Source organism: Bacillus subtilis subsp. subtilis str. 168 (assembly GCF_000009045.1).
Classification (GTDB): Bacteria; Bacillota; Bacilli; order Bacillales; family Bacillaceae; genus Bacillus; species Bacillus subtilis.
Genome location: NC_000964.3, coordinates 4,141,657 through 4,168,094 on the forward strand (window position 1 = coordinate 4,141,657; position 26,438 = coordinate 4,168,094).

At 45.1% G+C, this 26,438-nt stretch carries 25 protein-coding genes, 4 tRNA genes, 1 pseudogene and 1 other annotated feature; of the genes and pseudogenes, 6 read left to right on the top strand and 24 right to left on the bottom strand.

The features are described from left to right. Positions 1-54: 54 nt before the first annotated feature. The 3 genes from argI to rocD form a co-directional block, all read right to left on the bottom strand. Positions 55-945, bottom strand: a complete 891-nt coding sequence (argI, locus tag BSU_40320; RefSeq protein ID NP_391912.1) for an arginase — start codon at positions 943-945, stop codon at positions 55-57. A 73-nt stretch (positions 946-1,018) separates the two neighbouring features. Next, positions 1,019-2,422 carry an arginine/ornithine/gamma-aminobutyrate permease gene (gene rocE, locus BSU_40330; protein ID NP_391913.1) on the bottom strand — a complete coding sequence of 468 codons (1,404 nt, stop codon included), beginning with the start codon at positions 2,420-2,422 and terminating at the stop codon, positions 1,019-1,021. Between the two features lie 222 nt (positions 2,423-2,644). Beyond that, complete coding sequence (rocD, locus tag BSU_40340) at positions 2,645-3,850, bottom strand: ornithine aminotransferase (RefSeq protein NP_391914.1); 1,206 nt, start codon at positions 3,848-3,850, stop codon at positions 2,645-2,647. 240 nt (positions 3,851-4,090) lie between these two features. Between rocD and rocR the strand changes: the two genes are divergently transcribed. After that, entirely contained in the window at positions 4,091-5,476 is a 1,386-nt protein-coding gene (rocR, locus tag BSU_40350) for a transcriptional regulator (NtrC/NifA family) (protein ID NP_391915.1), read from the top strand. Next, positions 5,458-5,646, bottom strand: a sequence feature (Evidence 3: Putative function from multiple computational evidences; PubMedId: 17198402; Product type r: regulator). (Overlaps the previous gene by 19 nt.) Here the strand turns inward: rocR and yyzO are convergent. From yyzO to dnaC, 15 genes and pseudogenes are all read right to left on the bottom strand, one after another. Then, positions 5,458-5,646 (bottom strand): annotated as a pseudogene (gene yyzO, locus BSU_40359). Its footprint overlaps the feature before it by 189 nt. The gene rocR and the pseudogene yyzO sit on opposite strands and share 19 nt — an antisense overlap. A gap of 116 nt (positions 5,647-5,762) precedes the next feature. Then, positions 5,763-5,891 (bottom strand): hypothetical protein, encoded by a 129-nt coding sequence (locus BSU_40358; RefSeq protein YP_009514013.1) that lies wholly within the window; start codon positions 5,889-5,891, stop codon positions 5,763-5,765. Positions 5,892-5,910: 19 nt separating this feature from the next. Then, positions 5,911-7,113 (bottom strand): sporulation membrane serine protease, encoded by a 1,203-nt coding sequence (gene htrC / locus BSU_40360; protein NP_391916.1) that lies wholly within the window; start codon positions 7,111-7,113, stop codon positions 5,911-5,913. A gap of 81 nt (positions 7,114-7,194) precedes the next feature. Then, complete coding sequence (gene walJ / locus BSU_40370; RefSeq protein NP_391917.2) at positions 7,195-7,989, bottom strand: putative hydrolase; 795 nt, start codon at positions 7,987-7,989, stop codon at positions 7,195-7,197. Between the two features lie 21 nt (positions 7,990-8,010). Continuing rightward, positions 8,011-8,853, bottom strand: a complete 843-nt coding sequence (walI, locus tag BSU_40380; RefSeq protein ID NP_391918.1) for a regulator of WalRK — start codon at positions 8,851-8,853, stop codon at positions 8,011-8,013. After that, a complete protein-coding gene (walH, locus tag BSU_40390; protein ID NP_391919.1) occupies positions 8,840-10,207 on the bottom strand; it encodes a regulator of WalRK(YycFG) in 1,368 nt (455 codons plus the stop codon). Before walH ends, walI begins: the two co-directional genes overlap by 14 nt. Then, positions 10,197-12,032, bottom strand: a complete 1,836-nt coding sequence (walK, locus tag BSU_40400) for a two-component sensor histidine kinase [YycG] (RefSeq protein ID NP_391920.1) — start codon at positions 12,030-12,032, stop codon at positions 10,197-10,199. The genes walH and walK overlap by 11 nt, the downstream gene beginning before the upstream one ends. Positions 12,033-12,039: 7 nt before the next feature. Next, entirely contained in the window at positions 12,040-12,747 is a 708-nt protein-coding gene (gene walR / locus BSU_40410; protein NP_391921.1) for a two-component response regulator [YycF], read from the bottom strand. A gap of 383 nt (positions 12,748-13,130) precedes the next feature. Further along, positions 13,131-13,203: transfer RNA gene (gene trnY-Phe / locus BSU_tRNA_1), tRNA-Phe, on the bottom strand. Between the two features lie 35 nt (positions 13,204-13,238). Beyond that, a tRNA-Asp gene (trnY-Asp, locus tag BSU_tRNA_2) sits at positions 13,239-13,315 on the bottom strand. An 81-nt stretch (positions 13,316-13,396) separates the two neighbouring features. After that, a tRNA-Glu gene (gene trnY-Glu, locus BSU_tRNA_3) sits at positions 13,397-13,468 on the bottom strand. 9 nt (positions 13,469-13,477) lie between these two features. Then, positions 13,478-13,553: transfer RNA gene (gene trnY-Lys / locus BSU_tRNA_4), tRNA-Lys, on the bottom strand. Positions 13,554-13,776: 223 nt separating this feature from the next. Further along, positions 13,777-15,069, bottom strand: a complete 1,293-nt coding sequence (gene purA / locus BSU_40420) for an adenylosuccinate synthetase (RefSeq protein ID NP_391922.1) — start codon at positions 15,067-15,069, stop codon at positions 13,777-13,779. 205 nt (positions 15,070-15,274) lie between these two features. After that, positions 15,275-15,694 (bottom strand): hypothetical protein, encoded by a 420-nt coding sequence (yycE, locus tag BSU_40430; protein ID NP_391923.1) that lies wholly within the window; start codon positions 15,692-15,694, stop codon positions 15,275-15,277. Positions 15,695-15,814: 120 nt separating this feature from the next. Further along, positions 15,815-17,179, bottom strand: a complete 1,365-nt coding sequence (dnaC, locus tag BSU_40440; RefSeq protein NP_391924.2) for a replicative DNA helicase — start codon at positions 17,177-17,179, stop codon at positions 15,815-15,817. A 169-nt stretch (positions 17,180-17,348) separates the two neighbouring features. On the opposite strand from dnaC, the gene yycD reads away from it, so the two are divergent. Beyond that, positions 17,349-17,549 carry a hypothetical protein gene (yycD, locus tag BSU_40450; RefSeq protein NP_391925.1) on the top strand — a complete coding sequence of 67 codons (201 nt, stop codon included), beginning with the start codon at positions 17,349-17,351 and terminating at the stop codon, positions 17,547-17,549. Between the two features lie 47 nt (positions 17,550-17,596). Here yycD and yyzB read toward each other — a convergent pair whose 3' ends face one another. Then, positions 17,597-17,800 carry a hypothetical protein gene (gene yyzB / locus BSU_40460; protein ID NP_391926.1) on the bottom strand — a complete coding sequence of 68 codons (204 nt, stop codon included), beginning with the start codon at positions 17,798-17,800 and terminating at the stop codon, positions 17,597-17,599. 120 nt (positions 17,801-17,920) lie between these two features. Between yyzB and yycC the strand changes: the two genes are divergently transcribed. From yycC to yycA, 3 genes are all read left to right on the top strand, one after another. Further along, a complete protein-coding gene (gene yycC, locus BSU_40470) occupies positions 17,921-18,061 on the top strand; it encodes a hypothetical protein (protein NP_391927.1) in 141 nt (46 codons plus the stop codon). 72 nt (positions 18,062-18,133) lie between these two features. Beyond that, positions 18,134-19,342 carry a putative anion ABC transporter (permease) gene (gene yycB / locus BSU_40480; protein NP_391928.1) on the top strand — a complete coding sequence of 403 codons (1,209 nt, stop codon included), beginning with the start codon at positions 18,134-18,136 and terminating at the stop codon, positions 19,340-19,342. Positions 19,343-19,446: 104 nt separating this feature from the next. After that, positions 19,447-21,504: a putative glycosyl transferase gene (gene yycA / locus BSU_40490; RefSeq protein ID NP_391929.2), complete on the top strand. Its 2,058-nt coding sequence runs from the start codon at positions 19,447-19,449 to the stop codon at positions 21,502-21,504. 36 nt (positions 21,505-21,540) lie between these two features. Here the strand turns inward: yycA and rplI are convergent, their stop codons facing one another. The 4 genes from rplI to yyzH form a co-directional block, all read right to left on the bottom strand. Continuing rightward, positions 21,541-21,990 (bottom strand): ribosomal protein L9, encoded by a 450-nt coding sequence (gene rplI / locus BSU_40500; RefSeq protein NP_391930.1) that lies wholly within the window; start codon positions 21,988-21,990, stop codon positions 21,541-21,543. After that, on the bottom strand, positions 21,987-23,966 hold the full coding sequence (gene gdpP, locus BSU_40510; RefSeq protein NP_391931.1) for a phosphodiesterase acting on cyclic dinucleotides: 1,980 nt from the start codon (positions 23,964-23,966) through the stop codon (positions 21,987-21,989). Before gdpP ends, rplI begins: the two co-directional genes overlap by 4 nt. Before the next feature lie 36 nt (positions 23,967-24,002). Beyond that, positions 24,003-24,932, bottom strand: a complete 930-nt coding sequence (yybS, locus tag BSU_40520) for a putative integral inner membrane protein (RefSeq protein ID NP_391932.1) — start codon at positions 24,930-24,932, stop codon at positions 24,003-24,005. Positions 24,933-25,158: 226 nt separating this feature from the next. Beyond that, complete coding sequence (gene yyzH, locus BSU_40529; protein YP_003097802.1) at positions 25,159-25,308, bottom strand: hypothetical protein; 150 nt, start codon at positions 25,306-25,308, stop codon at positions 25,159-25,161. 145 nt (positions 25,309-25,453) lie between these two features. Between yyzH and cotF the strand changes: the two genes are divergently transcribed. Then, positions 25,454-25,936 (top strand): spore coat protein, encoded by a 483-nt coding sequence (gene cotF, locus BSU_40530; protein ID NP_391933.1) that lies wholly within the window; start codon positions 25,454-25,456, stop codon positions 25,934-25,936. Between the two features lie 29 nt (positions 25,937-25,965). On the opposite strand, the gene hypR is transcribed toward cotF, so the two are convergent. After that, complete coding sequence (gene hypR, locus BSU_40540; RefSeq protein ID NP_391934.1) at positions 25,966-26,343, bottom strand: transcriptional regulator (Cys-activated by oxidative stress); 378 nt, start codon at positions 26,341-26,343, stop codon at positions 25,966-25,968. Between the last annotated feature and the right edge of the window lie 95 nt (positions 26,344-26,438).

The following is a 26,438-nucleotide window of genomic DNA, read 5'->3' on the forward strand; positions in this document are numbered from 1 at the left end:
AATGCGAGGGTTTGTCGACACGCTGAAACCCCCGCGGGTGCGGGGGTTTTCTTATTACAGCAGCTTCTTCCCTAACAGGGATTCTACGAGCTCTACTGCTGTTTTGCCCGTTTTGTTTTTGTGATCAAGGATCGGGTTAACCTCAACGAATTCGGCTGAGGTAATGATGCCTGCGTCATACAGCATTTCCATAGCCAAATGGCTCTCCCGGTAGCTGATGCCGCCGACGACAGGGGTTCCGACACCCGGTGCGTCGTTCGGATCAAGTCCGTCCAGATCAAGGCTCAGATGGACGCCATCACATGCTGATAAATAATCAAGGGTTTCTTCAATGACCTTTGTCATGCCAAGACGATCGATTTCGTGCATTGTGTACACCTTCATGCCGCTTTCCTTAATGTACTTGCGCTCCCCTTCATCAAGTGACCGGGCGCCAATGATGACGACGTTTTCCGGTTTGATTTTAGGCGCGTAGCCTTCAAGGTTAACCAGTGACTCGTGGCCAATGCCTAGGCTGACCGCGAGCGGCATGCCGTGAATATTGCCCGATGGTGAAGTTTCAAGTGTATTCAAATCGCCGTGCGCGTCATACCAGATGACGCCGAGATTATCGTAATGCTTCGCTGTGCCTGCAAGCGTGCCGATCGCAATACTGTGGTCACCGCCCAGGACAAGCGGGAATTTTTTCTCTTCAATGACTTTGTTGACCTTTTGCGCGAGTTTTTCATTTCCCGCCAAAACGGAATTCAGGTTTTTCAGTTCCTCGTCATTTTTGATTTTTTCGCGATTGATCGGAATGTCACCGAGATCTTCAACCGTATACCCCATGTCTGACAGCCTCTCGATCAGATGAGCGTACCGGATGGCACTCGGGCCCATATCCACTCCGCGTCGTGCTTGTCCTAAATCCATTGGCATTCCAATAACCGAAATCGTTTTATCCATCTGTGATTCCACCTCAACATTTAAGATAATGTCCTATGCGGGTTATAACAAAGATGACTTGCGGACAACGTTTTTAAAGCTCTAGCTGACGATTTGCCTGCTGGCGTTTTTTAATGACGACATGATAAATGATGTAGCAAATGATCATAAACGGTACGCCGCAATACAGCGCGATACGCTGCTCCGGATCAAATGCAAGACTGATGAGCACGACCGTATTTAACGTTAGGCCGATCAGCGGAAGCACCGGGTACAGCGGTGTTTTAAATTTCAAATCTTCTATCTTCCCGCCCTCACGGATATATTTGCGTCTGAACATGATTTGGGAAAGCGAGATCGTAATCCAGCCGACCTGCGCGCTCATGCCCGCCAAAGATAACAGTACCATATATACGGTTTCAGCCTGCGCAAACTTTGTCAGAAGTGATAGGCAGGCCACAGCCATCGTTACGATTAACGAGTACATCGGTACACCGCGCTGATTTGTTTTGCCAAGCGCTTTGAAGGCTTGTCCTTCATTCGCCATCGCGTACAGAATACGTGTTGATGCGTATAAACCTGAGTTCGCAACAGATAACAGTGCGATTAAAATAACAAAGTTCATGATATCAGCTGCATATGGGATTCCGATTTGCTCAAATACGGCAACAAATGGACTTTCCACGACACCCGCCTGTTTCCACGGAATCATGCCGGCAATGACAATGATTGAAAGCACAAAGAACACAAGCGTTCTCCATACTGTCTGTTTGATGGACCGCGGAATCGTTTTTTCAGGGTCTTCACTTTCTCCGGCTGCAACCCCGATCAGCTCAGTCCCCTGAAACGCAAAGTTCACAGTAATCATCGTAATCAGCATTGCCTTTATGCCGTTCGGAAATAACCCGTCTTCATAAAAATGTGTCAAAAACGGCGCCTGCTCTCCGCCCTTCAGATCAATCAGGCCAAACATGGCAGCTCCGCCGAGAATAATAAATAAAAGGATAATCAAAATTTTAATGCCTGAGAACCAGAATTCAGATTCCGCAAAGGCTTTTGTGGTGATCGCATTTAAAATAAACATCAGTGCCGCAAAGACCAGACACCAGATCCACACGTCTATATGCGGAAACCAGCGTTGCATCAGCTGCCCCGCTGATAAAAATTCAATGGCGCATGTAACCGCCCAGCCGAGCCAGTACAGCCAGCCGAACGCAAACCCGAAGGCCGGGCTGATAAATTTCGTGGCATAGGTCTGGAAGGACCCCGACACAGGAAAGGCGACTGCCAGCTCTCCTAAGCAGAGCATGGTCAAAAACATGATAAAGCCGCCCACTAAATAGGACAGAACCGCGCCGAGCGGTCCCGCTTGGTTAATGGTAAACCCGGTTCCAAGGAAGAAACCGGTTCCGATCACTCCGCCCAATGAAATCATGAACAAATGGCGTGATTTCATTGTCCGCTGGAGCTGATTTCCGTTATCTTGGTTTGTATTCACATTCTGCACCCCTTCAGCAACTTGTATTGGATCTAAGCTGGAACATCTGCATGGTGCTATCCCAGTTTGCTGTCCAAAGAGTCTCTATCTATTTAATATAAAATTCACTTCTTCTCATAAAGATACATTATACTAAAATACTGTAGCTGAGCAAATAGGGAGTGCTGATTTTTCTGTTGTAAATTTATACAAACGAAGTGAATATCCCGCCATGGTGCGGATTTATGCGTTTCGCAGCACGTGCTTAATTTTCTCTATCGCCCAATCCAAGTCCTCTTTGGAAATGATTAATGGCGGTGCAAAACGAATGACTGTATCATGCGTTTCCTTGCATAAAAGTCCCTCTTCCTTCAAACGCTCACAATACGGACGTGCCGCTTCAGTCAATTCCACACCGATAAACAGCCCTCTGCCGCGGACTTCTTTAATGACAGGGCTGTCAATACTCTCAAGCTCGCTTTTAAAGTATTCACCAAGTTCAAGAGAACGATCCGCCAGCTTTTCATCCTCCAGCACTTCTAATGAAGCGATAGACACTGCACATGCAAGCGGGTTTCCACCAAATGTTGAGCCGTGTGAGCCAGGGTTAAACACGCCTAGGATCTCGCGGTCCGCCGCAATGCAAGAGATCGGGAACACACCGCCGCCAAGCGCTTTGCCCAAGATATACATATCCGGAACAATGCCGTCCCAGTCACAGGCAAACGTCTTGCCTGTACGTCCGAGACCCGTCTGAATTTCATCCGCAATAAACAAGACATTCTCTTCCTTACAAATCGCCGCCGCTTCCTGTAAAAATCCTTCAGGCGGAATCACAATGCCCGCTTCGCCTTGAATCGGTTCAAACAAGAATGCCGCTGTATTCGGCGTAATGGCCTGTCGAAGCGCTTCCACATCGCCGTAAGGAATGAGTTTGATTCCTGGAAGCATCGGGCCGAATCCTCGTTTATATTCCTCTTCAGAAGAAAGAGATACCGCCAGCATCGTGCGGCCGTGGAAGTTCCCGACACATGCGATAATTTCCGCTTGATTGTCAGCTACGCCCTTCACTTCATACGCCCAGCGTCTCGCCGCTTTCACCGCGGATTCAACCGCTTCGGCTCCTGTATTCATCGGCAGAATCATCTCTTTGCCTGTCAGTTTAGCTGTTTTTTCGTAAAACGGCCCAAGCTGATCGTTATGAAACGCGCGTGACGTGAGGGTGATTTTATCAGCCTGATCCTTTAATGCCTGAATGATTTTCGGGTGTCTGTGCCCCTGGTTTACCGCAGAGTAAGCACTCAGCATATCCATATATTCATTGCCTTCCGGGTCCTTTACCCAAGCACCCAGCGCTTCAGAAATAACAATCGGGAGCGGGTGATAATTGTTGGCTCCGTAATGAGACGTCTGATCAATAATTTCTTTGGATTTAGATAAAGCTGTCATATTTGAATTCCCCCTTGTTTTCTGTTTCAACATGTTATCCTGCTTTCCCTTTATATAAATGCAAGTTCTGTGCCAAATCAAGAATTCGTGTGTTTTCTACAATTTTCGAGGACAAGGTGCAAAAACATTCTGATATTTCGAGCGAAAATTTCAGCAAGTGCAAAATTCTTTTGCATATCCTCTCCGTTTTTTTATAAAATAGAAGCAATATTAAGAAAATAATTGAGGGAGGTTCATACAGTGGTCAAAGACAGCGAATTCCTCACATTGGTTTTTCAGAGTATTTTAGATGAAATCGATGTTGGCCTGCACGTGGTAGACGAGCATGGAAACACAATCGTTTATAACAATAAAATGATGCAGATTGAAGATATGGAGAAGCATGACGTCTTGAATAAAAACCTGATGGATGTGTTTATGTTTTCAAAGCAGCAGGACAGCACACTGGTACAGGCTCTTCAGGAAGGCAAGACGATTAAAAACGTCAAACAGAGCTATTTCAATAATAAAGGCCAGGAAATTACGACGATCAATCATACATATCCCATCGTCCAAGACGGCAAAATCAGGGGCGCCGTTGAAATTGCCAAGGATGTGACAAAGCTGGAACGGCTGATCAGGGAGAATATGAACAAAAAAGGCAGCACAACCTATACGTTTGACAGTATTCTCGGCACCAGTCCGGCCATTCAAGACGTCATCGAAAACGCCAAGCGGGCAACCCGTACGTCATCATCTGTCCTTCTAGCAGGCGAAACCGGCACGGGAAAAGAACTGTTCGCGCAAAGTATCCATAATGGAAGCGATCGTTCTGGCGGCCCGTTTATTTCGCAAAACTGCGCGGCACTGCCAGACAGCCTTGTGGAAAGCATTTTGTTTGGGACGAAAAAAGGCGCGTTTACCGGCGCTGTCGACCAGCCCGGCCTGTTTGAACAAGCCCACGGCGGCACACTGCTGTTAGATGAAATCAACTCGCTGAATCTCAGCCTTCAGGCGAAGCTGCTGCGCGCCCTTCAAGAACGGAAAATCAGGCGCATCGGTTCAACAAAGGATACACCGATTGACGTACGTATTATTGCCACGATGAATGAAGACCCAATTGATGCAATTGCAGGCGAACGAATGCGGAAGGACTTGTATTACAGGCTGAGTGTCGTCACACTGATCATCCCGCCGCTTCGGGAACGAAAAGAAGACATTTTGCTTCTCGCGTCGGAGTTCATCCAGAAAAACAACCATCTGTTCCAAATGAATGTTGAACACATCAGCGATGACGTGAAGCAATTTTTCCTTTCTTATGACTGGCCGGGAAATATTCGCGAGCTTGAGCATATGATCGAAGGCGCAATGAATTTCATGACGGACGAGCAAACGATTACGGCTTCCCATCTGCCCTATCAATACCGCATGAAAATCAAGCCGGCTGACATCCCAGAGCCGGAAACACCAAGACACCAGCCAGCCGCGGACTTAAAAGAAAAAATGGAAAGCTTCGAAAAATATGTGATAGAGAACGTGTTAAGAAAACACGGCCATAACATCTCGAAAGCTGCTCAGGAGCTTGGCATCAGCAGACAAAGCCTCCAATATCGGCTGAAGAAATTTTCTCACTCGTCTAACGAATAATCCGGAGCAGGAAGCCTGATCAGAAAAACAGTGCCTCTGCCGATTTCACTTTTCACTTCAATCGTCCCATTGTGATTGTCGATAATCGATTTCGTTATGGCAAGGCCTAATCCCGAACCTCCATATTTCCGGGAGCGGGATGGGTCTGCCTTGTAAAACCGGTCAAACACTAAAAAACGTCACTTCTTATGCATTGAAGAAAGAAAATGGCACCTATGTGTATCACAGCCAGCAACCACACGGTACAAACCATTAAAGTCCATGCAAATAACGGAAGTATTTGCAGCTAACTGCCATTTGCTGTTTCACGTGTAACATCCATCTTGTATTTTTCTTCATATTCGATATATCCTTTTTCAACTGAACGGGCGTGACCCCTGTTCAGTTTTTTTTGCATATCAAAACAGCCTGGCAACGATGCCAGACTGCTTTTATTAACTGCCTAATTGGTCTGCGGAGGACAGCTTGATATCAACAGATTTTTCTTTTCCGCCGCGATAAAACTTCACCTTCACCCGGTCACCGACTTTTTTCTGATAAAGCCGTTTTCGCAGGTCAACAATATCATTTACTTTGTATCCGTCAAATTCCGTGATGACATCCAGTTCCTTCAGCCCCGCTTTTCCGGCAGGTGAAAAGGCGTCTACACCCATCACAACCGCTCCATTGGTGACGTTCTTAGGAAGCTTTAATGTTTCATCCCAATGATAGCTTGCGATGTCACTTAGCGATTTCATCTCAATGCCAAGGAACGGGCGTTTGACCTTTCCGTATCTCTCTAAATCCTCTATCACAGGGATCACGAGCTTAGACGGAATGGACAGGCCAATCCCTTCAACCGCTGACTCGGCAATTTTCATTGAATTGATGCCAATGACCTTCCCATCCATATTTAACAAAGCGCCGCCGCTGTTCCCAGGGTTAATGGCCGCATCTGTTTGCAGGACTTCAGCGTTCCAGTCAGGCTGTCCATCACCGTTTGAATCTACTGGGATCGCCCTCTCCGTACCCGAGATGACGCCTTGTGTGACAGAGCCTGCAAACTCAAGGCCTAACGGGTTCCCGATCGCAATAACCGGCTCCCCAGACTTCACTTTATCTGAATTTCCGAAATCAGCGACTGCTTTAATCTTATCGCTTTTCACCCGTAAAACGGCAAGGTCCATCAGCTGGTCGCTGCCGACAAGATCAGCTGATACACGTGAGCCGTCTTTCAAGCTGATTTCAATTTGGGAAGCGCCTTCGATGACATGATGGTTGGTCACGACATAAGCGGAATGGTCATTTTTCTTATAGATGACGCCAGAGCCGCTCCCAGCCTCGCCGCTCTCTCCCCAAATATCTGATTTTTGGATGTTCACAACACCGACAACGGCGGGCGACATATTGCTGACAATCTTGGTGACGGCATTGTTGACACTGACATTCACCGTCCTGATTGATTCCCGGCCATTGTTGTTTTGCTGCTGATCTAAGGCGCCTGTATCCAGCCCTTCATTTGAAAGGTACGGCATGATAAACGCCATTAATACGGCACCGACAATCACGCCAATCAGACTCGAAAGAAAATATCCTTTTTTGCTTCTCTTTGGCTGTTCAGGAGTAGTATGTTCTTCCTCACGTTCGTAATCCACCATATTCCATCCTTTCCAAGAACGTTAATATGGTTATATTGTGGGTTAGAAACTCCTAGAATAGTCATGATTTACATAGAAAAATTATACAGCGCAAAGCGGAGTGGCCTTCTTCGGATCGGTGTCGTATAAGTCAAATGTCTCACCCGTCACAAATCCTTTAGAAGCCAATGTCTGCTGCACAGACATTCTTGCCAGCTCCTTCATGTTGTTGTCCTGGCTCAAATGCGCCAGGTAAATACGAGACGTCTCATCGCCAATGACATCCGTCATCGCCAAGGCAGCATCTTCATTTGACACGTGCCCGACGTCACTTAAAATCCGCCGCTTAATGCTCCATGGGTATCTTCCCATTTGCAGCATACCGACATCGTGATTGCTTTCAAACACAAATACATTCGCTGAACGGATAATGCCTTTCATCCGGTCGCTGACATATCCCGTATCTGTCATTAACGCGAGCTTTCGGCCGCTATAATGGAATACATAAAACATCGGTTCCGCCGCATCGTGGGAAACGCCAAACGATTCAACATCAAGTCCGCCGAACGACTTCACCGTCTCCATTGGAAATACAAACTTTTGATCGGTGTCAATTTTGCCGATTTGATTCTCCATCGCTTTCCAAGTCTTCTCATTCGCATAGATCGGAAGCTTGTACTTTCTGGCGACGACACCAAGGCCCTTAATATGGTCACTATGCTCATGCGTCACAAAAATGCCGTCTACATCATCCAGCTTACGCCCGATCTGCGCCATCAGCCCATCCATGGCTTTTCCGCTCAAACCGGCGTCCACTAAAAATGCGTGATCCTCTGTTTCGAGGTAAAACGCATTTCCCGTACTCCCGCTCGCAAGTACGCTAAATTGCAAGCTCATGTTTGTCTCACTCCATTATTTTCATTGATCTGTATCTAAAATCGTACTCTCCAAAGCATTCACAGTAAAATACTCTTGTACTGTCTTTTTCTCACCGTTCACTTTTTTCTCGTACTCGACCGTAATTCTCCATACCGGCGCCAGCACCTGCGTACTTGTCAGCGGATATTGTGCTACATAGCCGAATTTACAGCTCTTCACAGTGCTGTATTCTTTTAATTGATTTTGATAGTACAATAGCTCAACCGCATCCATTTCAGTAATTAAGCTTTCTTTCTGGATTTGCTTGAAGGTCTCAAGCGTAGTCTGGTCGTATGACACAACCTCGTTTTTACCGTTTAAGTGCAGCACCACTTGCCCGATCATATTAGAGGGATTGTCGGTCTTTTGGTAAATATAATGACCTTCGTACGTTTGGAAGAAAATAATTTCTTTCTTCGATTTATCAACCTTCCAAAGCTTATATTTTTCGCCATCTTGAATTTTCGAAGAAACAAGTGCCTGAGCATCGTCCTCGATATCCTTCTTTGATAGTGCGATTGGATTTGCAAACTTCATTTTCAGGCTCGTTACTTTATGATCATCACTAGGCATGTCCATCAAAGGCTTTTGATCCTTCAGCGCCTCAATTTCCTCCTTGGAGAAAGACTTTTGATTTGCCGTGATCCGATAGCCTTCTGTTGCTTCCTTATTCAAGCCTTCATACGTGATATGATCGGCCTTCATGTCATGCTCGACATCATTTTTAATGACTTCATATTCTTTGCCGGTAGCCTGCCATTTTTGAAAAAACTGATAGCCTAAGAAAATATCTAAAATGAGGAAGGCAACGATGAAGATTGATTTTGTCTTATTCCACTCCACTGTTAGCCCCCTCCTTCCTCAATAAATCCTTTGTAATCGGCACAATTTTTCCATTTACTTTCATCGCCCAAACCGGTTCCAGTTCAACGAGAGGATCATCGTTGGTTGATGTTGATACCAATTGATAAGCAAGGAAGATCTGATCAATTTTGTCCGTATCATAAGCGGTTTGTTTCGAAAGCAGCATCTTCACTTCGCTGCCGCCCATGAGCTCTGTTTCACTTGTTTTAATCGGATTCGTTCCGAGACTGTAATTCGGCCGCTTATAGCTGAGAATATCATCATTCGCCCATTGCACCGTAATCGCCGATGTCGCCCCGAAAGGTTTGGCGGTGCTGTTAATGACCGGGATCTGATCCATAAAAATATAGAAGCTCAACTGCTGGCTGTCATTGATATTGAAAAATTGATAGTGATCCGTCCAGCTTCCGGTATCCTCAAGGTATTTTTGGCTCTTTTTGATTAATTCACCTGTTTGATAGGATGTGCTCTGCACCAAATTGCGCTGCTGAAATTGCACCTGTCTCTGGCTTAGATTCACATCTAACCGGCTGATCCCATCTGTCAGCACATTTCTGTTGTTGTAATTCGAATCTTCTCTTACAATGCTCGGATCACTAAACAAAGCCTGCTTAAAGGTATTTGTTTTAATCGATTCTGTGACAAATTCTTTTTTGTCCATCGTAAGCGGTTTGTTCGGCAGCAAGAACTCTTTCTTTGAGCCAATGGAGAACAAACTGAACGCCGGCATATTTGATTGCCTGTTTTTCAAGTCGTTCATAATGTTCCGGTAGTTTGCTGATTCAACCGTCACTTCAAGAATGAGCTGCTTGCTGTATGACACCAAATAGATTTTCTTGTTCGCTTTTGTTTCATTGAACGGGATCAGAATATGGTCAAACGAACTGTATTCAAACGACTGATTAGACCATTTAAACAGCGTTTGGAAAATATCAATCGGGATCGTATCGCTGAATTGCAAGTCAAGCTTGGCTTCAGAACCGCCTATTCCATAAAACCAGCTTTTGAATCCAGCCTTGTCATACTGATCCGAAATATCTTTAATTCCTTTCACATCCCAATGCGGCAAGTCAGACCAAATTTCTTCATAGAGGGCATTGTCATCCACTTTGTAATGAGCGCCGTCATCATGGATAAACATGTCCCTTGGCCTTACCGTTTCAGACAGCTTTTGGGTGGTTTTTTCGATTTTATGTTTCACACGAACAGTAGACTCTGTTGAGGATGAGCCTTCAGAAAAGTTTGGCTGGAACGTCCATATCCCCCATGTAAAAACAAGACTGATGACGACGAGTACCGTAAGTAATATCGTTTTTATATTTTCACGCTTCATCCCAATCATCCTCTTGTTCCTCTTTATATGGAAGAGTAAATGTAATCGTCGTGCCTTTTCCTTCTATGCTGTCCGCCCAAATATCTCCACCGTGCGCCTGTACCATTTCCTTGGCAATCGCCAATCCCAGACCGGTGCCGCCAAGCTTTCTCGTTCTCGCTTTATCCACCCTGTAGAAGCGGTCAAAGACTTTTTCGACATCTTTTTTCGGAATGCCGATCCCTTCATCCTTCACGCTGATATAGAGAAGTTCTTCCTCTTCATTGACATCAATCGAGAACGTGACATGTCCGCCTTCCGGTGAATATTTTAAAGCGTTAGAAATAATATTATCGAGCACCTGCGTTATTTTATCCTGGTCAATCTCGACATACAGATCTCTGTCCGGCAGATTGCGGATAAACTCCACATGCTGCTCTTTTGTCATTTCAAAACGGTCAATAATAAGTGACATAAACCGGACAATCTGAATCCATTCCCGGTTAAATTGATAATCTTTACTGTCAAATTTCGACAGCTGAAGCAGATCATTGACAAGCCGGATCATACGCTCTGTTTCATTTTGCGTCACCATTAAGAAGCGCGGAGCAATGTCTTTATTTTCCCACGCGCCTTCAGCTAACGCTTCTAAATAGCTGCGCATTGTCGTAAGCGGCGTCCGCAGCTCATGTGATACATTCGCAACGAATTCTCTGCGTTCCTGATCCATTTTCTCTTGTTCGGTTACATCGTAAATGACAGCGATTAAACCATCAATTTTGCCGTGTTCCCTTTGAATCACAGAGAAATTCACGCGAAGCACCGTTAATTCATCATCGCGCTCAATTTCAAGCAGCATAGAATCCTGCTGTTCCACTAAATCTTCAAAAGTATAATTCTCTTGAAGCCCCAGCAAACTCGTAATCGGCATTTCTAAGGCTGTTTCACGTGAAACGTTCAACAGTTCCAGCGCCGGGCTGTTTAAGAGAATAATCGCTCCGTTTCGGTTTGTGGCGATAACGCCGTCTGTCATATAAGCAATGACAGAGGCTAGCTTTCTGCGTTCTCCTTCAGTCATCGCCTGGGCATCTTCAAGCTCTCTCGTTAAGTGGTTAAACGTTGTGGCCAGCTGCCCAATTTCATCATGTCCATACTTTTTAACCTTCCTCGAGAAATTCCCTTTCGCAAGCTCCATCGCCTGCTTTCGCATATCTGAAAGCGGGTGGGTAATGGTTCTTGCCAGAAAAATACCGAGAAGAGCCGTCAAAACAAGTGCCAAACCTGTGCCGGACGCCAGTATCGTGTTGATCGTCTTCATTTGATTAAAGACATCTTCCATACTCGCGACAACGTAGATCGCGCCCACAACCTCTTGGTTTTCAGTCATGACGGGCTTCGCGGAAATAAGAACTCTGATTTTGCTTTTCGGGTCATAATATTTTCTTAAATACGACTGTTTGGTAGAAAAGATTCTTTTGAAAATCAGATCGGTCGTTTGTTTCCCAGCCACTTCCTCACCGTACGGCTTTGAAGAACCGACCACTTCATAGCTTTTATCTACAAAGCTAATTTCCCGAACCTCATCACTTTTCGTGAAGTCATTCAAAATACGGCTGACGTCATCCTTTATGACGGTACTGTCGTTATCGCTCTTATATTCTTGTTCGATATAATAAGAAAGGTTGTCGATTCGCTGATTCAGCGATTGTTCATAAGAGCTGATCAGCGACTTCTCTACCTGATTGACAAAATACACACCAATGATTTGCATGGCAATGATAATCAAAAGCACATAAATCAAGGTAATCTTAAATTGGATCGACCGAAAAAAACCAACCTTATTCATATGGGCATTAGTCCTGTTCTGGGTTTCTCAAGTAATAACCTACACCACGGCGTGTGACGATCCAATTTGGATGGCTCGGGTTGTCCTCGATTTTTTCACGAAGCCGGCGGACTGTTACGTCAACCGTTCTGACATCGCCGAAGTAATCATAGCCCCAAACGGTTTGAAGCAAATGTTCACGGGTCATCACTTGTCCGATATGTTTTGCTAAATAATGAAGCAATTCGAACTCACGATGAGTCAATTCGATTGTTTCGTCTCGTTTTGATACAACGTACGCGTCAGGGAAGATGACGAGAGAGCCGATATGAATCTCGTTAGAGGAAGGCTCTTCCTCCGCAGGCGCTGTTGTCAGCTGGCGGCGCAGGTTCGCTTTTACACGCGCCAAGAGCTCGCGTGTGCTGAATGGTTTTGTGACATAGTCATCAGCACCGATTTCAAGCCCGATAACCTTGTCAATTTCTGAATCCTTAGCCGTCAGCATAATGATTGGCATATCGTATTTCTTTCTGACTTCGCGGCATACTTCAACGCCGTCTTTATTTGGGAGCATAATATCTAAAAGAATTAAATCAGGCTGAAGCTCTTCTACCATTTCAACGGCTTCGTTTCCGTCGTGGGCACAGTGCACTTCATAGCCTTCTTTTCTTAAGTTAAATTCCAATATATCTGCAATCGGTTTTTCATCATCTACTACAAGGATCTTTTTATCCATCATTTTGATTTTCCTCCTGCCGAATGACTTCATTTCATCTATATAACATTCGTTTCATCACTTATGGCCCATGTAAAGAATGGGTCCTTGTCTATTATAACGGTTTAAGGTCAAAAGATAAAAAAAATAAAGGTTTAGAAAAAAAACACATGTTTCACCTTTATCGCCAGTTGTTTATCTATTGTCATGCTGGTCAACTTTTTTTAAAAAAGATAACTTTATTGAAACCTCCCCTCACCGGAGTGCGTCTTTATCAATGACGTCTTCTTCTTTGAACCGGCCGCAGGGCCGGTTCTCCCTTTTTCTTCTATTATAACACTCCTCATGTTTGCCTTTTTCCTAAAAGAAAAAACGCACCTACGATTGCAGATGCGTTTGGTAAGTGGCTCGGGACGGAATCGAACCGCCGACACACGGATTTTCAGTCCGTTGCTCTACCAACTGAGCTACCGAGCCAAATGTTTTATTTTTCTCTACTAAGTAAAGTAAAATGGCGGTCCGGACGGGACTCGAACCCGCGACCTCCTGCGTGACAGGCAGGCATTCTAACCAACTGAACTACCGGACCTTACAGTAATTGCCCGGAGAGCTGTCGTGTCAGCTCTCACAGACAAATAAGGAATTTAGCAATAACGCTAAAGTAAATCAATGACCCGTACGGGATTCGAACCCGTGTTACCGCCGTGAAAGGGCGGTGTCTTAACCGCTTGACCAACGGGCCTTCACGAAATGGTGAGCCATGAAGGACTCGAACCTTCGACCCTCTGATTAAAAGTCAGATGCTCTACCAACTGAGCTAATGGCTCTTAAAGATGTCGGAATTTCTATAGAGCAAACGACTTAAATCTAGTTCTCATCTTGTACTCTATTGAAGCAGTTTCCGTAACAACGAGATTTATAATATCACGAACAAATAGAAGTGGCAATAACTTTTTTGGTTTTTTTTCATATTTTTTTCTCAGACCAACTTATATGCGGCTTTCAAACAAAAACAAGCCCCTTAAATAGGGGCTTGCAGACATATTCTATTTAGTTCGCACGGTACACACTGCGAAGGACATTTGTTTGTGAGCGGTCTGGACCGACAGAGAAAATAGAAAGCGGAATGCCTGTCAGCTGAGACACACGCTCAAGATAATGGCGCGCATTTTCCGGAAGCTCGCTCAAGCTCTTCGCACCTGTAATATCCTCAGTCCAGCCCGGCATTTCTTCATATACCGGCTCACATTCAGCAAGTGCCTTAAGACTTGCTGGGAATTCTTCAATGATTTCGCCTTTGTAGCGGTACGCCACACAGATTTTCAACGTTTCAATTCCTGCTAGGACGTCAATTGAGTTCAGAGAAAGATCTGTAATTCCGCTCACACGGCGGGCGTGGCGGACAACAACGCTGTCAAACCAGCCGACACGGCGCGGGCGGCCTGTTGTTGTTCCATATTCGCGTCCGACTTCACGGATTTGATCGCCGATTTCATCTTTCAGCTCAGTCGGAAAAGGACCGTCGCCGACACGAGTCGTATATGCTTTTGATACACCGACAACGTGCTTGATTTTGGTCGGGCCGACACCAGAACCGATCGTGACACCGCCGGCAACCGGGTTAGATGACGTAACAAACGGGTATGTTCCTTGGTCGATATCGAGCATAACCCCTTGTGCGCCTTCAAATAATACACGGCGCCCTTCATCAAGAGCATCGTTTAAGACAACAGATGTATCGCAAACATACTTTTTAATCTGCTGTCCGTACTCATAATATTCGTCTAAGATATCCTCAAGTTTAAACCCTTCTGTCTCGTACATTTTCTCGAGAAGACGGTTTTTTTCTTCAAGATTGCGCTCAAGCTTTTCCGCAAACGCGTCACGGTCTAACAGATCCGCGATGCGAATTCCGATGCGGGCTGCTTTATCCATGTAAGCAGGGCCGATTCCTTTTTTCGTTGTGCCGATCTTGTTAGCCCCTTTACGCTCTTCTTCCACTTCATCCAATTTCAAATGATACGGCAGAATGACGTGAGCTCTGTTGCTGATTCTCAGGTTATCTGTACTCACGTTGCGCTCATGAAGATACGCAAGCTCTGTGACTAATGCTTTCGGATCTACAACCATTCCGTTTCCGATTACACACGTTTTATCCTTATAGAAAATTCCAGACGGGATTAAGTGAAGCTTATATGTGATTCCGTCAAACTTGATTGTATGCCCTGCGTTATTTCCGCCTTGATAACGGGCGATCACTTCTGCATTTTCTGATAGGAAATCTGTAATTTTACCTTTTCCTTCATCGCCCCATTGCGTACCTACTACAACTACTGAAGACATGTCCGTGCACCTCCGTTAACCTTTCAAAACGATTCTATTCAAACAAATCAAGTTTATCAGTGAAGAAACAGAAAGTCAATTGTAAATCCGAACATTAATTTATTGTAAATCTATATTCGTTCGCTTCCATTCGTTTTATAAGCGTTTTCTCACTGCTTTGTCATAAAAAGCTTGCGAAACTTTCATCCTTTAGCATAAGAAAGAATCACTTGCCTGATATCCCTTTTGAATTCATAAAAACGATCCGCCAGCCGTCCGGGTCCTCTATCGTCACGCCCCCATTGCTCCAGTACGGGTTCTCTGATTCGACCTCTTGATAGCCCATGTGCTTTAGCTTTGAAGTGATCGCTGCCAGTTCAACTGCATTCGGCACATAAAAAACAAGAAGGCTGTCGGGATGGGGAACGGGGGCAGTGCTTCCCCCTTCATACTGGGTGAATTCCAAATGATAATCGGCATGAGGAAGGCCGAACATGACACCGTCATACCCGTTATGCTGTGAAAATTCTCCTATTCGTTTCAAACACAGTCCCTCTTCGTAAAAACGAATAATCTCATCAAGCTGGCCCGTAGGACGCGCAATTCGGATTTGTGCTGCTTGAAAAGACGAAAAACGTTTTCCCATATTGTTACCATCTCCTTTTTGCACCATTTTATTAAAACGCTTTCAATTTTTCATCCGCTGAGCGAACGTCATTTCTTCCATCTTTCGAATGAAAAAAACCCCAAGAGCAGCTCTTGGGGCTTATGCGCCGGGCGGAACGCCTGCGTCATCAAAACGCCGTTCCAGGTTGACGAATTTGTTGTATTCTTTTACGAACGCAAGAGACACGGTTCCTACCGGGCCGTTACGCTGTTTGGCGATAATAATTTCGATAATATTTTTATTCTCGGTTTCTTTGTCATAGTAGTCATCACGATAAAGGAACGCGACAATATCCGCGTCCTGCTCGATACTTCCTGATTCCCGGATATCAGACATCATCGGACGTTTATCCTGACGCTGCTCAACACCCCTGGAAAGCTGAGAAAGCGCGATAACAGGGACTTGCAGCTCCCTCGCAATCGACTTCAGTTCACGGGAAATTTCAGATACTTCCTGCTGACGGTTGTCCTTTGAACGACCGCTTCCCTGAATCAATTGCAGGTAATCGATCAAAATCATGCCCAGCCCGCTTTCCTGCTTCAAGCGGCGGCACTTGGCACGGATTTCACTCACTCGAATACCCGGTGTATCATCGATGTAAATCCCGCTGTTCGATAGGCTTCCCATTGCCATCGTCAGCTTGCCCCAATCCTCTTCGGTCAGGTTACCTGTACGGAGATTCTGGGCATTGATATTTCCCTCGGCACAGAGCATACGCATAACGAGCTGCTCGGCACCCATCTCAAGACTGAAAATCGCTACGCTCTCATCGGTCTTCGTCGCCACGTTTTGTGCGATGTTCAGGGCAAAGGCTGTTTTCCCTACTGAAGGACGGGCAGCCACAATGATCAAGTCGTTGCGCTGGAAACCCGCAGTCATCCGGTCAAGCTCCGTAAACCCTGTTGGAATTCCCGTGATATCACCTTTTCGATTGTGAAGCTGTTCGATATTATCATAGGTCTGGACAAGGACGTCCTTAATATTTTGGAAGGCACTCGTGTTTTTGCGCTGTGCCACTTCCATAATCGTTTTTTCCGCTTCACTGAGTAAATCCTCGACCTCATCCTCACGGGTATACCCGTCTTGAGCAATCGTTGTCGCAGTTCTGATTAATCGGCGAAGAATCGATTTTTCCTCAACGATTTTCGCGTAATATTCTATGTTAGCCGCTGTCGGCACCGAGTTTGCGATATCTGTCAAATATGAAATACCGCCTACTTCTTCCAGCAGGTCTGTGTTCGCAAGCTCTGATGTAACTGTCACCAGATCAACCGGTTCACCTCGGTCACCGAGCACCAGCATCGCATTATAGATTTTTTGGTGGGACATTCTATAGAAATCATCTGGAATCAATACTTCTGAAGCCAGTGTTAAAGCAGACGGCTGTAAAAAAATAGCGCCTAACACGGCTTGTTCGGCTTCTATATTTTGCGGAGGAAGCCGGTCATTCAGAAGGTCTGTCATGCTAAGCACCGTCCTCTCATTAAAAAATCTCCAACCTCCATTCTACCATTTCTACAGAAAAAAAATAGAAAAATTGTCTGTTTCCTGTTTTTTTCAGTTAGCAGATTGGATCGTTTCGGACAGTAACAAGGCGGGAAAAATGCAATAAAACATAAGGGAGGAATGAAAGATGATAAAGAAATATGCGATTACACCTAATGTTGATGCGGACGGCTGGTTTATTGAGGTGGAGAATGTAGCGCCGACAGCTTTGTATACGTCTAAAGACGCCGCTATTGAAAAGGCCAAACAGGTGGCTAAGGAAAACAGTCCGTCTAAGCTTGTAATTTATGACCAGTTTAAAAATGTGGAAGAAGAACACTCATTTTAATGAATGAAAGCCTTCGCTGCAGCGAGGGTTTTTTAGCGGTTATCGGTTTATTTCATCCATTGGATGCCTATGTGCATCATCAAATCTGCCGCTTTTTGATACAGATCCCACTCCCCGATCGAAGCAAATTTCCCCATCAGCTCCTGAAGCTTTAACCTCATTGCTATATATTCTTCGAAAGTGACAGCTTTTTCAGTGTCTATTTGGTGTTCCTTCAGCATTTGTTTTAATAAGGATAACGGTGCGTGCATAAGAACCCTCCTTACCTCTTTTATAACGGTCATTTTCCGATTGCTCTATTCCTTTGTGACATCTTCTTACATTTCACATCTGATTCTTGTACAATGGACAGAAGAGAGGAGGGATCTTTTGTGAGACCTTTGCAAATTTCTGCCGAAACTGCACAAAAGCTTGCAGAGTCCTTGAATCTGCCGCTTGAACAGATCATGCATATGCCTCAGCATATTCTGCTTGCCAAAATGGCTGAACTGCAAAAAGAGGACAAATCATAGCCTTCATTCACATACTTGCTTACCTGTTTCGGGATAATATCATGTATATGTTAGAAAAGAGGAGTAACTGCTTTGCCACATCCACATAATAAAAAAATCCAATCATTTTGGCTGATCACCGGCATTATCTTTATCGCCTTTAACTTACGGCCCGCGATCACTTCAGTCGGTCCGGTCATCAGCTCTATCCGGGCAGAGCTGCACATGTCCAATGGGGCAGCCGGTTTTTTGACCGCACTGCCGCTGCTTTCGTTTGCAGTTCTTTCTCCGCTTGCACCTAAGCTTGGACAGCGCCTCGGTAATGAGCGAACTTTATGGCTAGGTCTCGTGATACTGCTGATCGGTGTTCTGACTCGTTCTACCGGCTATACTGCCGCTTTGTTTTTCGGAACAGCACTTATCGGCGTCGGGATTGCGATTGGTAACGTACTTTTGCCAAGCTTAATCAAACATAAATACCCTGAAAAGCCAGGGATCATGATCAGCCTGTATACGACATCAATGAATATATTCGCAGCTTTAGCATCGGGTGTCAGCGTTCCTTTAGCGACCCAGATGAATGGCGGATGGAAACAAGCCTTTCTCTTATGGGGCGGGCTGGCTTTACTTGCATTGCTAATCTGGATACCTCAGCTGCGCCATCGAGATACGGCAAACCAGACAATGAAGCTGCAATCCAGTTCCATTTGGGCTTCCAAAATGGCATGGTATGTCACCATCTTTATGGGCCTGCAATCGTTTTTATTTTACAGCAGCATCGCTTGGTTTCCTGAAATTCTCCGTTCACACGGGATTGATACGGCAACAGCCGGATGGATGGTATCACTCATGCAATTTGCGAGTCTGCCTTCCACTTTTCTGACGCCAGTTTTAGCTGACCGTGTGAAACAGCAGCGCGGTATCGTTGCGGCGCTGGCCTCAGTTTATCTGATCGGCCTTTGCGGATTATTAGCGGGCGGAAGCCATACATTGCTTGCCATCTGGATGATCATTATCGGTATCGGACAAGGCTCCAGCATTAGTCTGGCCCTTACTTTGATTGGTCTCCGCAGTGAAAATGCCCAACAGGCCGCTGCGCTGTCAGGCATGTCTCAGTCATTCGGCTACCTGCTGGCAGCAGTCGGGCCAATCTTTGTCGGCTATCTCTTTGACCAGACGCATTCTTGGACGATGCCGATTGTGCTTCTCATTGCTGCCCTGATCGTAATGGGAGCAGCCGGACAGGGAGCCGGACGAGATCGATACATTTTCCAGTCAGAAAAACAAAGAAATTCAGCATAAAGCGGGGAAGATATCTCCGCTTTTTTCTTTGAATATTTATGGTTTATTCATAAGTTTTTCATATTTGTTTTTTACAATGAGACACCATAAAGAGGTGAAAAACGATGAAAACCAAACGATTCGACGCAGCCCTTATTCTTATTTTGCTAGCAGCAGCTTTTTTGAATACGTATCACATTTGGCAGGATGATACAGCAAACCAGTACTATTTGGCGGCTGTAAAAAGCATGACGCAAAGCTTCCATAACTTTTTTTATGCGTCATTTGACCCTTCTGGATTTGTGACAGTAGATAAGCCTCCTGTCGTGTTATGGATTCAAACGATTTTCGCACTGATTTTCGGTGTTCACACGTGGAGTGTCATCATTCCCCAGGCTCTTGCCGGAGTTGGATCTGTCTTCCTTCTCTACAGAATGGTTAAGCCGACTTTTGGAGTTGGAGCGGCCCGCATTGCCGCACTTGTCATGGCACTGACCCCTATCGCAGTAGCTGTCAGCCGGACAAACAATATCGACAGCATGCTTGTTTTTACCTTATTGCTCGGTTCAACTTGTCTGCTTAGGGCAGTAAAACAAGGCAAGCTGGTTTGGCTGCTGACGGCATTTGCCCTGATTGGGCTCGCCTTTAATATGAAGATGATGCAAGCGTTTATGGTATTGCCTGCATTTGTGTTATTCTACCTGATTGCATCTCGGGTTTCTCTGAAGAAAAAAATCGGGTCCCTGCTTCTGTCTCTTGTCCTTCTGACAGGCCTTTCACTCTCATGGGCGATTGCAGTGGATTCAGCCTCTTCCTCAAGCCGGCCTTATGTAGGAAGCAGCCAGACTAACTCAGTGCTAGAACTGGCCTTTGGCTACAACGGCACAGAGCGTCTGTTTGGGCAAACTACGGGCCTTGCAAAGGGTGATATGAATGCTGCTGGCGGAGGGAACATGCAGAATCAAGACAACATGCAAGCGCCAAATGGCAACGGTTCATCTTTTTCTCAGAACGGTAATCAATCATTCGGAAACCATTCACAGGCGCCTCAGCCGCCTAACGGACAAACCGGCGCTCTCAATGGAGGCGGAGGCACACCTCCCACAGGTGGCAACGGACCTGGAAATGGAGGGCCTGGCGGCGGAGGCGGAAAAAGCGTGAATATGTTCGGCACCGGTGATCCTGGACCGCTTCGTCTCTTCCAATCAGCACTTTCCGGCCAAATCAGCTGGATGCTTCCATTCTCATTGATCGGATTACTGGGCGCAATCATCAGCTGGTACCGTGATCGCCGCGGACATGCTGCTAAAATGAAAGAAACGCTATTCTGGGCGGCTTGGCTTGTTCCCGTGGCTGGTTTCTTCAGCATCGCAGGATTCTTCCACCAGTATTATTTGATTATGCTGGCACCGCCGATTGCCGCCCTTTCTGGTATCGGATGGTATACGATGCACCGCTTATACAAAAATAATAAAGACTGGTCCAGCTATCTTCTGCCGGCAGCCGTCTTGATCACAGCCGTGTTTCAGGTGTATATTCTGAGCGCTTATACAAGCCAAATCGGCAGTGTATGGATGTATGTCCTGGGGCTCTTAGGACTGGGCATCACCCTTGCACTTCTGATGCTTAAACGCAGCCATCCGTTCAGTAAGCTGCTGACCATCATCAGCTTGTGCGTTCTGCTTCTCACACCAGTTTACTGGTCAGCAACGCCGCTTCTATACGGTGGCAACAGCGTCCTTCCTGAATCCGGCCCGCAGCTCAAAGGCTCAGCAAACGGCGGGAACATGTTCTCTTCAGAGGTCGACAGCGGGCTCCTGTCCTATCTGAGAAAACACAATACCGGCGAAGAGTATTTATTTGCTACTTTGACAACCGTAACAGCTGCGCCATACATCATTTACGAAAATGAATCTGTTATGGCAATGGGCGGGTTTAACGGCACGGATCCCATTCTGACTGTGTCGGAACTGAAAAAACTGATCAAAGAAGGCAAAGTGAAATACTTCCTTCTGTCAGAAAACAACTCAGGCAACAGCGAACTTGTTTCCTGGATTAAGAAAAACGGAAAAGAAATAACATCTGACGAGTACAGCGGTTCCTCCAGCAGCACAAACAGCGTGCAGGGAATGCGAAGAGGACCTGGCGGAGAAAGCCAGCAAACTCTTTATCTCGTGGAATAAAAAAAGAGGCTTGGATGAATCCAAGCCTCTTTTCTATTAAGCTTCTTCTTTTACATGTACCTTTAACACAGCCTGCACTTCAGGATGCAGCTTCACAGGCACGTTTGTATATCCTAATGCACGAATGCCGTCCGGCAGTTCAAGCTTCCGCTTATCTACTTTAATGTTATGGTCTTTTTGGAGCTGTTCAGTGATTTGCTTGCTTGTCACTGAACCAAATAAACGGCCGCCCTCACCTGATTTTGCGCTAAGCTCAACAGTCAGTTTTTCTAATGTCTCTTTCAAGCTCTTAGCCTGCTCAAGCTCAGCAATGGCTTCTTTTTTCTCTTTCTGCTTTTGTCCGTTTAACGCGCTGATGTTTGACGCGTTCGCTTCAACCGCGAGGCCTTTTTTAATTAGAAAGTTATGCGCATAACCGTCTGCTACGTTTTTGACTTCGCCTTTTTTTCCTTTTCCTTTTACATCTTGTAAGAAAATAACCTTCATCTCTGTACGCCTCCCTCAAAATACTCATCTATGGCGTGCTTCAGCCGTTCCAGCGCTTCAGAAACTGAAATGCCGGACAACTGAGTCGCCGCATTTGTTAAATGCCCTCCGCCTTCCAGGGCCTCCATGATGATCTGAACATTTACCTCGCCAAGCGACCGAGCACTGATACAAACCGTTTGTTCATCCCGTCTCGCCACCGCAAATGAAGCCTCAACCTCACTCATCGATAGCAGCGAATCGGCAGCCTGCGCAATCAGCACTTGATCGAAGTATTCCTCTTCATTTTCAGGAAGAGAAGCAATCGCAATGTTATCTTTATAGAGGACCGTATGCTGGATCAGCTTCGCCCGTTTAATATAGGAATCAACGGTTTCTTTCAGAAACTTCTGCACCAGCACCGTGTCGGCGCCTTTTGCCCTTAAATAAGAAGCCGCATCGAAAGTCCGCGAGCCCGTGCGGAGAGAAAAGCTCTTTGTATCCACTATTATACCAGCTAATAGGGCTGTTGCTTCAATCATATTGATTTTTAAGCGCTTCGGCTGATATTCAAGCAGCTCTGTCACCAATTCCGCTGTGGAAGAAGCGTATGGTTCCATATAAACGAGCAGCGGATCTCTGATAAACTCCTCACCTCTTCGGTGATGGTCGATGACCACGATATGTTCAATTTTATTGACCAGCCGTTCCTCCATGACGAGTGACGGCTTATGTGTATCAACGATCACAAGCAGTGTGTCATCATTGGAAATCTCCATTGCTTCTTCAGGCGTAATAAATCTTGACCACAGTTCTTCATATTTTTTGATTTCCCCAATCAAACGCTGCACACTTGATCCGATTTGGTTTGGGTCAATCACGATAAAACCATCTTTGTTATTTGCCTGAGCCACCTTTAAAATCCCGATCGCTGCGCCGATAGAATCCATGTCGGGGAATTTATGCCCCATGATAATCACATTGCTGCTTTCGGTGACGATTTCCTTTAAGGCGTGAGAAATCACGCGGGCCCGCACCCTTGTTCGTTTCTCCATTGGGTTTGTTTTACCGCCGTAAAACTTCACCTTGCCGTTTGGCAGCTTAATGGCTACCTGGTCTCCGCCGCGTCCCAGTGCTAAGTCCAAGCTGGATTGCGCCAAATCGCCAAGTTCTTTCAGGGAAGAGACTGAAGCCCCGACACCGACGCTTAACGTCAGCGCTACACCGTCAAACGAGGTTTTTTCCCGCACTTCATCAAGAATCGAAAACTTCGAATTTTCGAGTTCAGTTAAGATATGTTCATTAAGTACAGCAATAAAGCGTTCTGAAGACGTCCTTTTCAAGAAGATCCCGTACTCCTGCGCCCAAGCGTTCAGCAAAGATGTCACCTGGCTGTTCATCGTGCTTCTCGTCTGGTCATCCAATCCTTGTGTCACATCATCATAGTTATCAAGGAAAATATATGCCAGGACGGTTCTTTCGTTTTCATATAGCTTTTCAATCTGGATTTGTTCTGTTACATCAAAGAAATATAAGAGACGCTCATCCCGTTTGATGACAACCCTAAACTTGCGGTCATTCAATGTAACCGTTTCCGATTCCACCTCTTGTTTGATAAGCGGCACTACCGATTCACAAGTATCGTAAAGTGATCTCCCCACTAAAGTGCTTTCATTAAAACAAGAGGAAAGAAACGGATTTGCCCATTCTATATAATATTGGTCATTAAAAAGCATGATTCCAATCGGCATTTCCATCAATGCCTCTTCACCGACTTTTTTCAACCTGTAGGACAACGTAGAAATATAAGCATCAATCTCTTGTCGAATAAGAGAATCAGCACGCTTAATAAAAAACAAAATAACTGCCAGCAGCAGCACTTCGACGGTTCCTAATATCCAGTTAAAATAAAAGCTGATGAGGATTGTAATAATTGACAGAGCAATCAATGCATAGATGGGATACCGAAACAGCGGTTTTTCATAAAAGCTTGGCATTTCTATCACTCCCCACCATGTGAGTAAAACTCATGTTCACTTCACCTTATTCCTTATATGAAAGCCCATATCTAAAACGCCTAAAATGCGAATGGCCGCCATGAAGACCGGATGCACAAACCCAAGTATGACAGCAATCACAGCCGCAGCCTTTGGATATTGTTTCTTATGGCAATAGAAAAAGATAAATGATAAACCTTGGATGAAAATCAGAAACCCGAGTATAAACTCCCCATTTAAAGCGATAGAGTACAGCATTTGGCCTTTTTCTAAAGGCAAAAATGAAAGCATGACAATAATCAAATACAGTACTACAACACTTTGCGGAAACTTCAACTCTCTAAAAGGCTTTAGATTAGGAATATCGGGGGAGAATCGCCTTAAGAGCGGCTTAGCGATAAGGTAACTGAGGAAAGAAAAAATAACTCCTACCATCACAATAGCTGTTGGAAAAAGATATTGAACGATACCCAATTGTTCTTCCATCAGTTTTAATTGCTTCTCAAACTGCCCAGCATTGCCCGACTGCTTCGCTACAGTTTCTACAATATCAAGAGATTGCCGGTATTGTGTCATTGCCTCATCAATGATATTGATACCCAAAAACTGAATGCTTATCACAAAATAGAAGACAATACTAAGCATATAAATAAGAGCGCCCGAAATAATGGCGTGCCCGGGCTCTTTCCTTTTGAAAAAATGTCCCATGGCAATGCCGGCGCAAGCTGACATAAAAGCTACAATAAGCCCGTTAAAGGACCCGACAATAAAAACAACCGGAAGACTGACAGCGCCCATCCATATCCCTAGCTTCAATCCATGTCTGATCGTATACAAGATCATTGGCAGCGGCAGTGCAAATAACAGAATTGTTCCAATCACAGGAACATAAACGACCAGAAGCGTAATGATCGCAAACAGACTGATTAAAATAGCACCTTCCATTAAAGCTCTCGTTTGTTTCACTTAGTCACCTCGTATCATCCTGAACATACGAATAGAAAAGAGCAGCATAAACGACTGCTCTTTTGTTCATCGCTGCAACATGCTTTGCACCGAATGTTTTTATATCATCTCTAAATTTTACTTTTATATTTTAACATAAGTCCAAATCGCAAGTAAAATGACGCTAATGTTTCATGTGAAACATGAAAAAGGAAAAGACATTCTTTGAAAAGAATGCCCATCACAATTAATGTTTATCATCCATAAAGCCAGAAGATTCCTTGTTTTTCTTTTTCGTTTTTCTGACATACATAAAAATTAAGATCACCAGTAAAAGGGTTGTTGCTTGCAGAACGCCGCTGCTAAACAAGAAAAAGTTCTTTATCATGTCCCACATTGTGTTTCACCTCTTTGTGCATGTTCTCAACCCGTATCCTATATAAGGTGAATTTCCCTTTTTAAAAACTTCAAAACATCATGAACAACATTGAGCGTTGGGCATATGCTGATATGGAATCTGATCGATAAAGGAGAATTTTCACATGGATGAACGCAGAACATTGGCTTGGCATGAAACATTAGAAATGCACGAGCTGGTTGCTTTTCAATCAAACGGACTCATTAAACTGAAGAAAATGATAAGAGAAGTAAAAGACCCTCAGCTCAGACAGCTTTATAACGTGTCTATTCAGGGTGTTGAGCAAAATTTGAGAGAGCTTCTTCCGTTCTTTCCACAGGCTCCGCACAGAGAGGATGAGGAAGAAGAACGCGCAGATAACCCATTTTACAGCGGTGACCTGCTCGGTTTTGCCAAAACATCTGTCCGCAGCTATGCCATCGCAATTACAGAAACAGCAACACCTCAATTAAGAAACGTACTGGTCAAACAGCTGAATGCTGCCATCCAGCTGCACGCCCAAGTTTATCGATACATGTATCAGCATGGATATTATCCGTCTTACAACCTTTCTGAACTGTTGAAAAACGATGTCAGAAACGCCAACAGAGCCATTTCAATGAAATAAAACAAGCAGCAAAGGAGTTCCCTTTGCTGCTATTTCTGCTGATCCTTCACTAAGCCGTTCGAACGATAAGATTCCAGCACGTCTCTGTTGGATTCTCCCCATTCTTTCATTTGCAAAACAATCGGTTCAAGCGTGCGCCCAAATTCCGTCAGAGAGTACTCTACCTTGGGCGGCACCTGGTGATAAACCTCACGGTGCACGATGCCGTCCGCTTCCAGCTCCCTCAGCTGGAGAGTAAGCATTCTTTGAGTAATACTCGGGCAGATTCGCCGAAACTCATTAAATCGTTTCTTGCCATCTATCATGTGATAAAAAAGAATTCCTTTCCACTTTCCGCCAATGACATCTAGAGTGAATTCAACTGGACAGCCTTCTTTGTTCGGGTATATATTCTTTTTTTCACTCATTCTTGACCCTCCAATAGTACCTTTTTTGATACTACATTACATTTTGCAACTAATCTACCCAGTATTTTACACACCTTTTCTCCTTAGCTCAAAGA

Excerpts from the sequence above, each read along its gene's own strand:
- argI (NP_391912.1), bottom strand. The coding sequence starts at position 945 with ATGGATAAAACGATTTCGGTTATTGGAATGCCAATGGATTTAGGACAA.
- rocD (NP_391914.1), bottom strand. The coding sequence starts at position 3,850 with ATGACAGCTTTATCTAAATCCAAAGAAATTATTGATCAGACGTCTCAT.
- htrC (NP_391916.1), bottom strand. The coding sequence starts at position 7,113 with ATGGTGGATTACGAACGTGAGGAAGAACATACTACTCCTGAACAGCCA.
- walJ (NP_391917.2), bottom strand. The coding sequence starts at position 7,989 with ATGAGCTTGCAATTTAGCGTACTTGCGAGCGGGAGTACGGGAAATGCG.
- walH (NP_391919.1), bottom strand. The coding sequence starts at position 10,207 with ATGAAGCGTGAAAATATAAAAACGATATTACTTACGGTACTCGTCGTC.
- walK (NP_391920.1), bottom strand. The coding sequence starts at position 12,032 with ATGAATAAGGTTGGTTTTTTTCGGTCGATCCAATTTAAGATTACCTTG.
- walR (NP_391921.1), bottom strand. The coding sequence starts at position 12,747 with ATGGATAAAAAGATCCTTGTAGTAGATGATGAAAAACCGATTGCAGAT.
- purA (NP_391922.1), bottom strand. The coding sequence starts at position 15,069 with ATGTCTTCAGTAGTTGTAGTAGGTACGCAATGGGGCGATGAAGGAAAA.
- yycE (NP_391923.1), bottom strand. The coding sequence starts at position 15,694 with ATGGGAAAACGTTTTTCGTCTTTTCAAGCAGCACAAATCCGAATTGCG.
- dnaC (NP_391924.2), bottom strand. The coding sequence starts at position 17,179 with ATGACAGACCTTCTGAATGACCGGCTTCCTCCGCAAAATATAGAAGCC.
- yycD (NP_391925.1), top strand. The coding sequence starts at position 17,349 with ATGATAAAGAAATATGCGATTACACCTAATGTTGATGCGGACGGCTGG.
- yyzB (NP_391926.1), bottom strand. The coding sequence starts at position 17,800 with ATGCACGCACCGTTATCCTTATTAAAACAAATGCTGAAGGAACACCAA.
- yycA (NP_391929.2), top strand. The coding sequence starts at position 19,447 with ATGAAAACCAAACGATTCGACGCAGCCCTTATTCTTATTTTGCTAGCA.
- rplI (NP_391930.1), bottom strand. The coding sequence starts at position 21,990 with ATGAAGGTTATTTTCTTACAAGATGTAAAAGGAAAAGGAAAAAAAGGC.
- gdpP (NP_391931.1), bottom strand. The coding sequence starts at position 23,966 with ATGCCAAGCTTTTATGAAAAACCGCTGTTTCGGTATCCCATCTATGCA.
- yyzH (YP_003097802.1), bottom strand. The coding sequence starts at position 25,308 with ATGTGGGACATGATAAAGAACTTTTTCTTGTTTAGCAGCGGCGTTCTG.
- cotF (NP_391933.1), top strand. The coding sequence starts at position 25,454 with ATGGATGAACGCAGAACATTGGCTTGGCATGAAACATTAGAAATGCAC.
- hypR (NP_391934.1), bottom strand. The coding sequence starts at position 26,343 with ATGAGTGAAAAAAAGAATATATACCCGAACAAAGAAGGCTGTCCAGTT.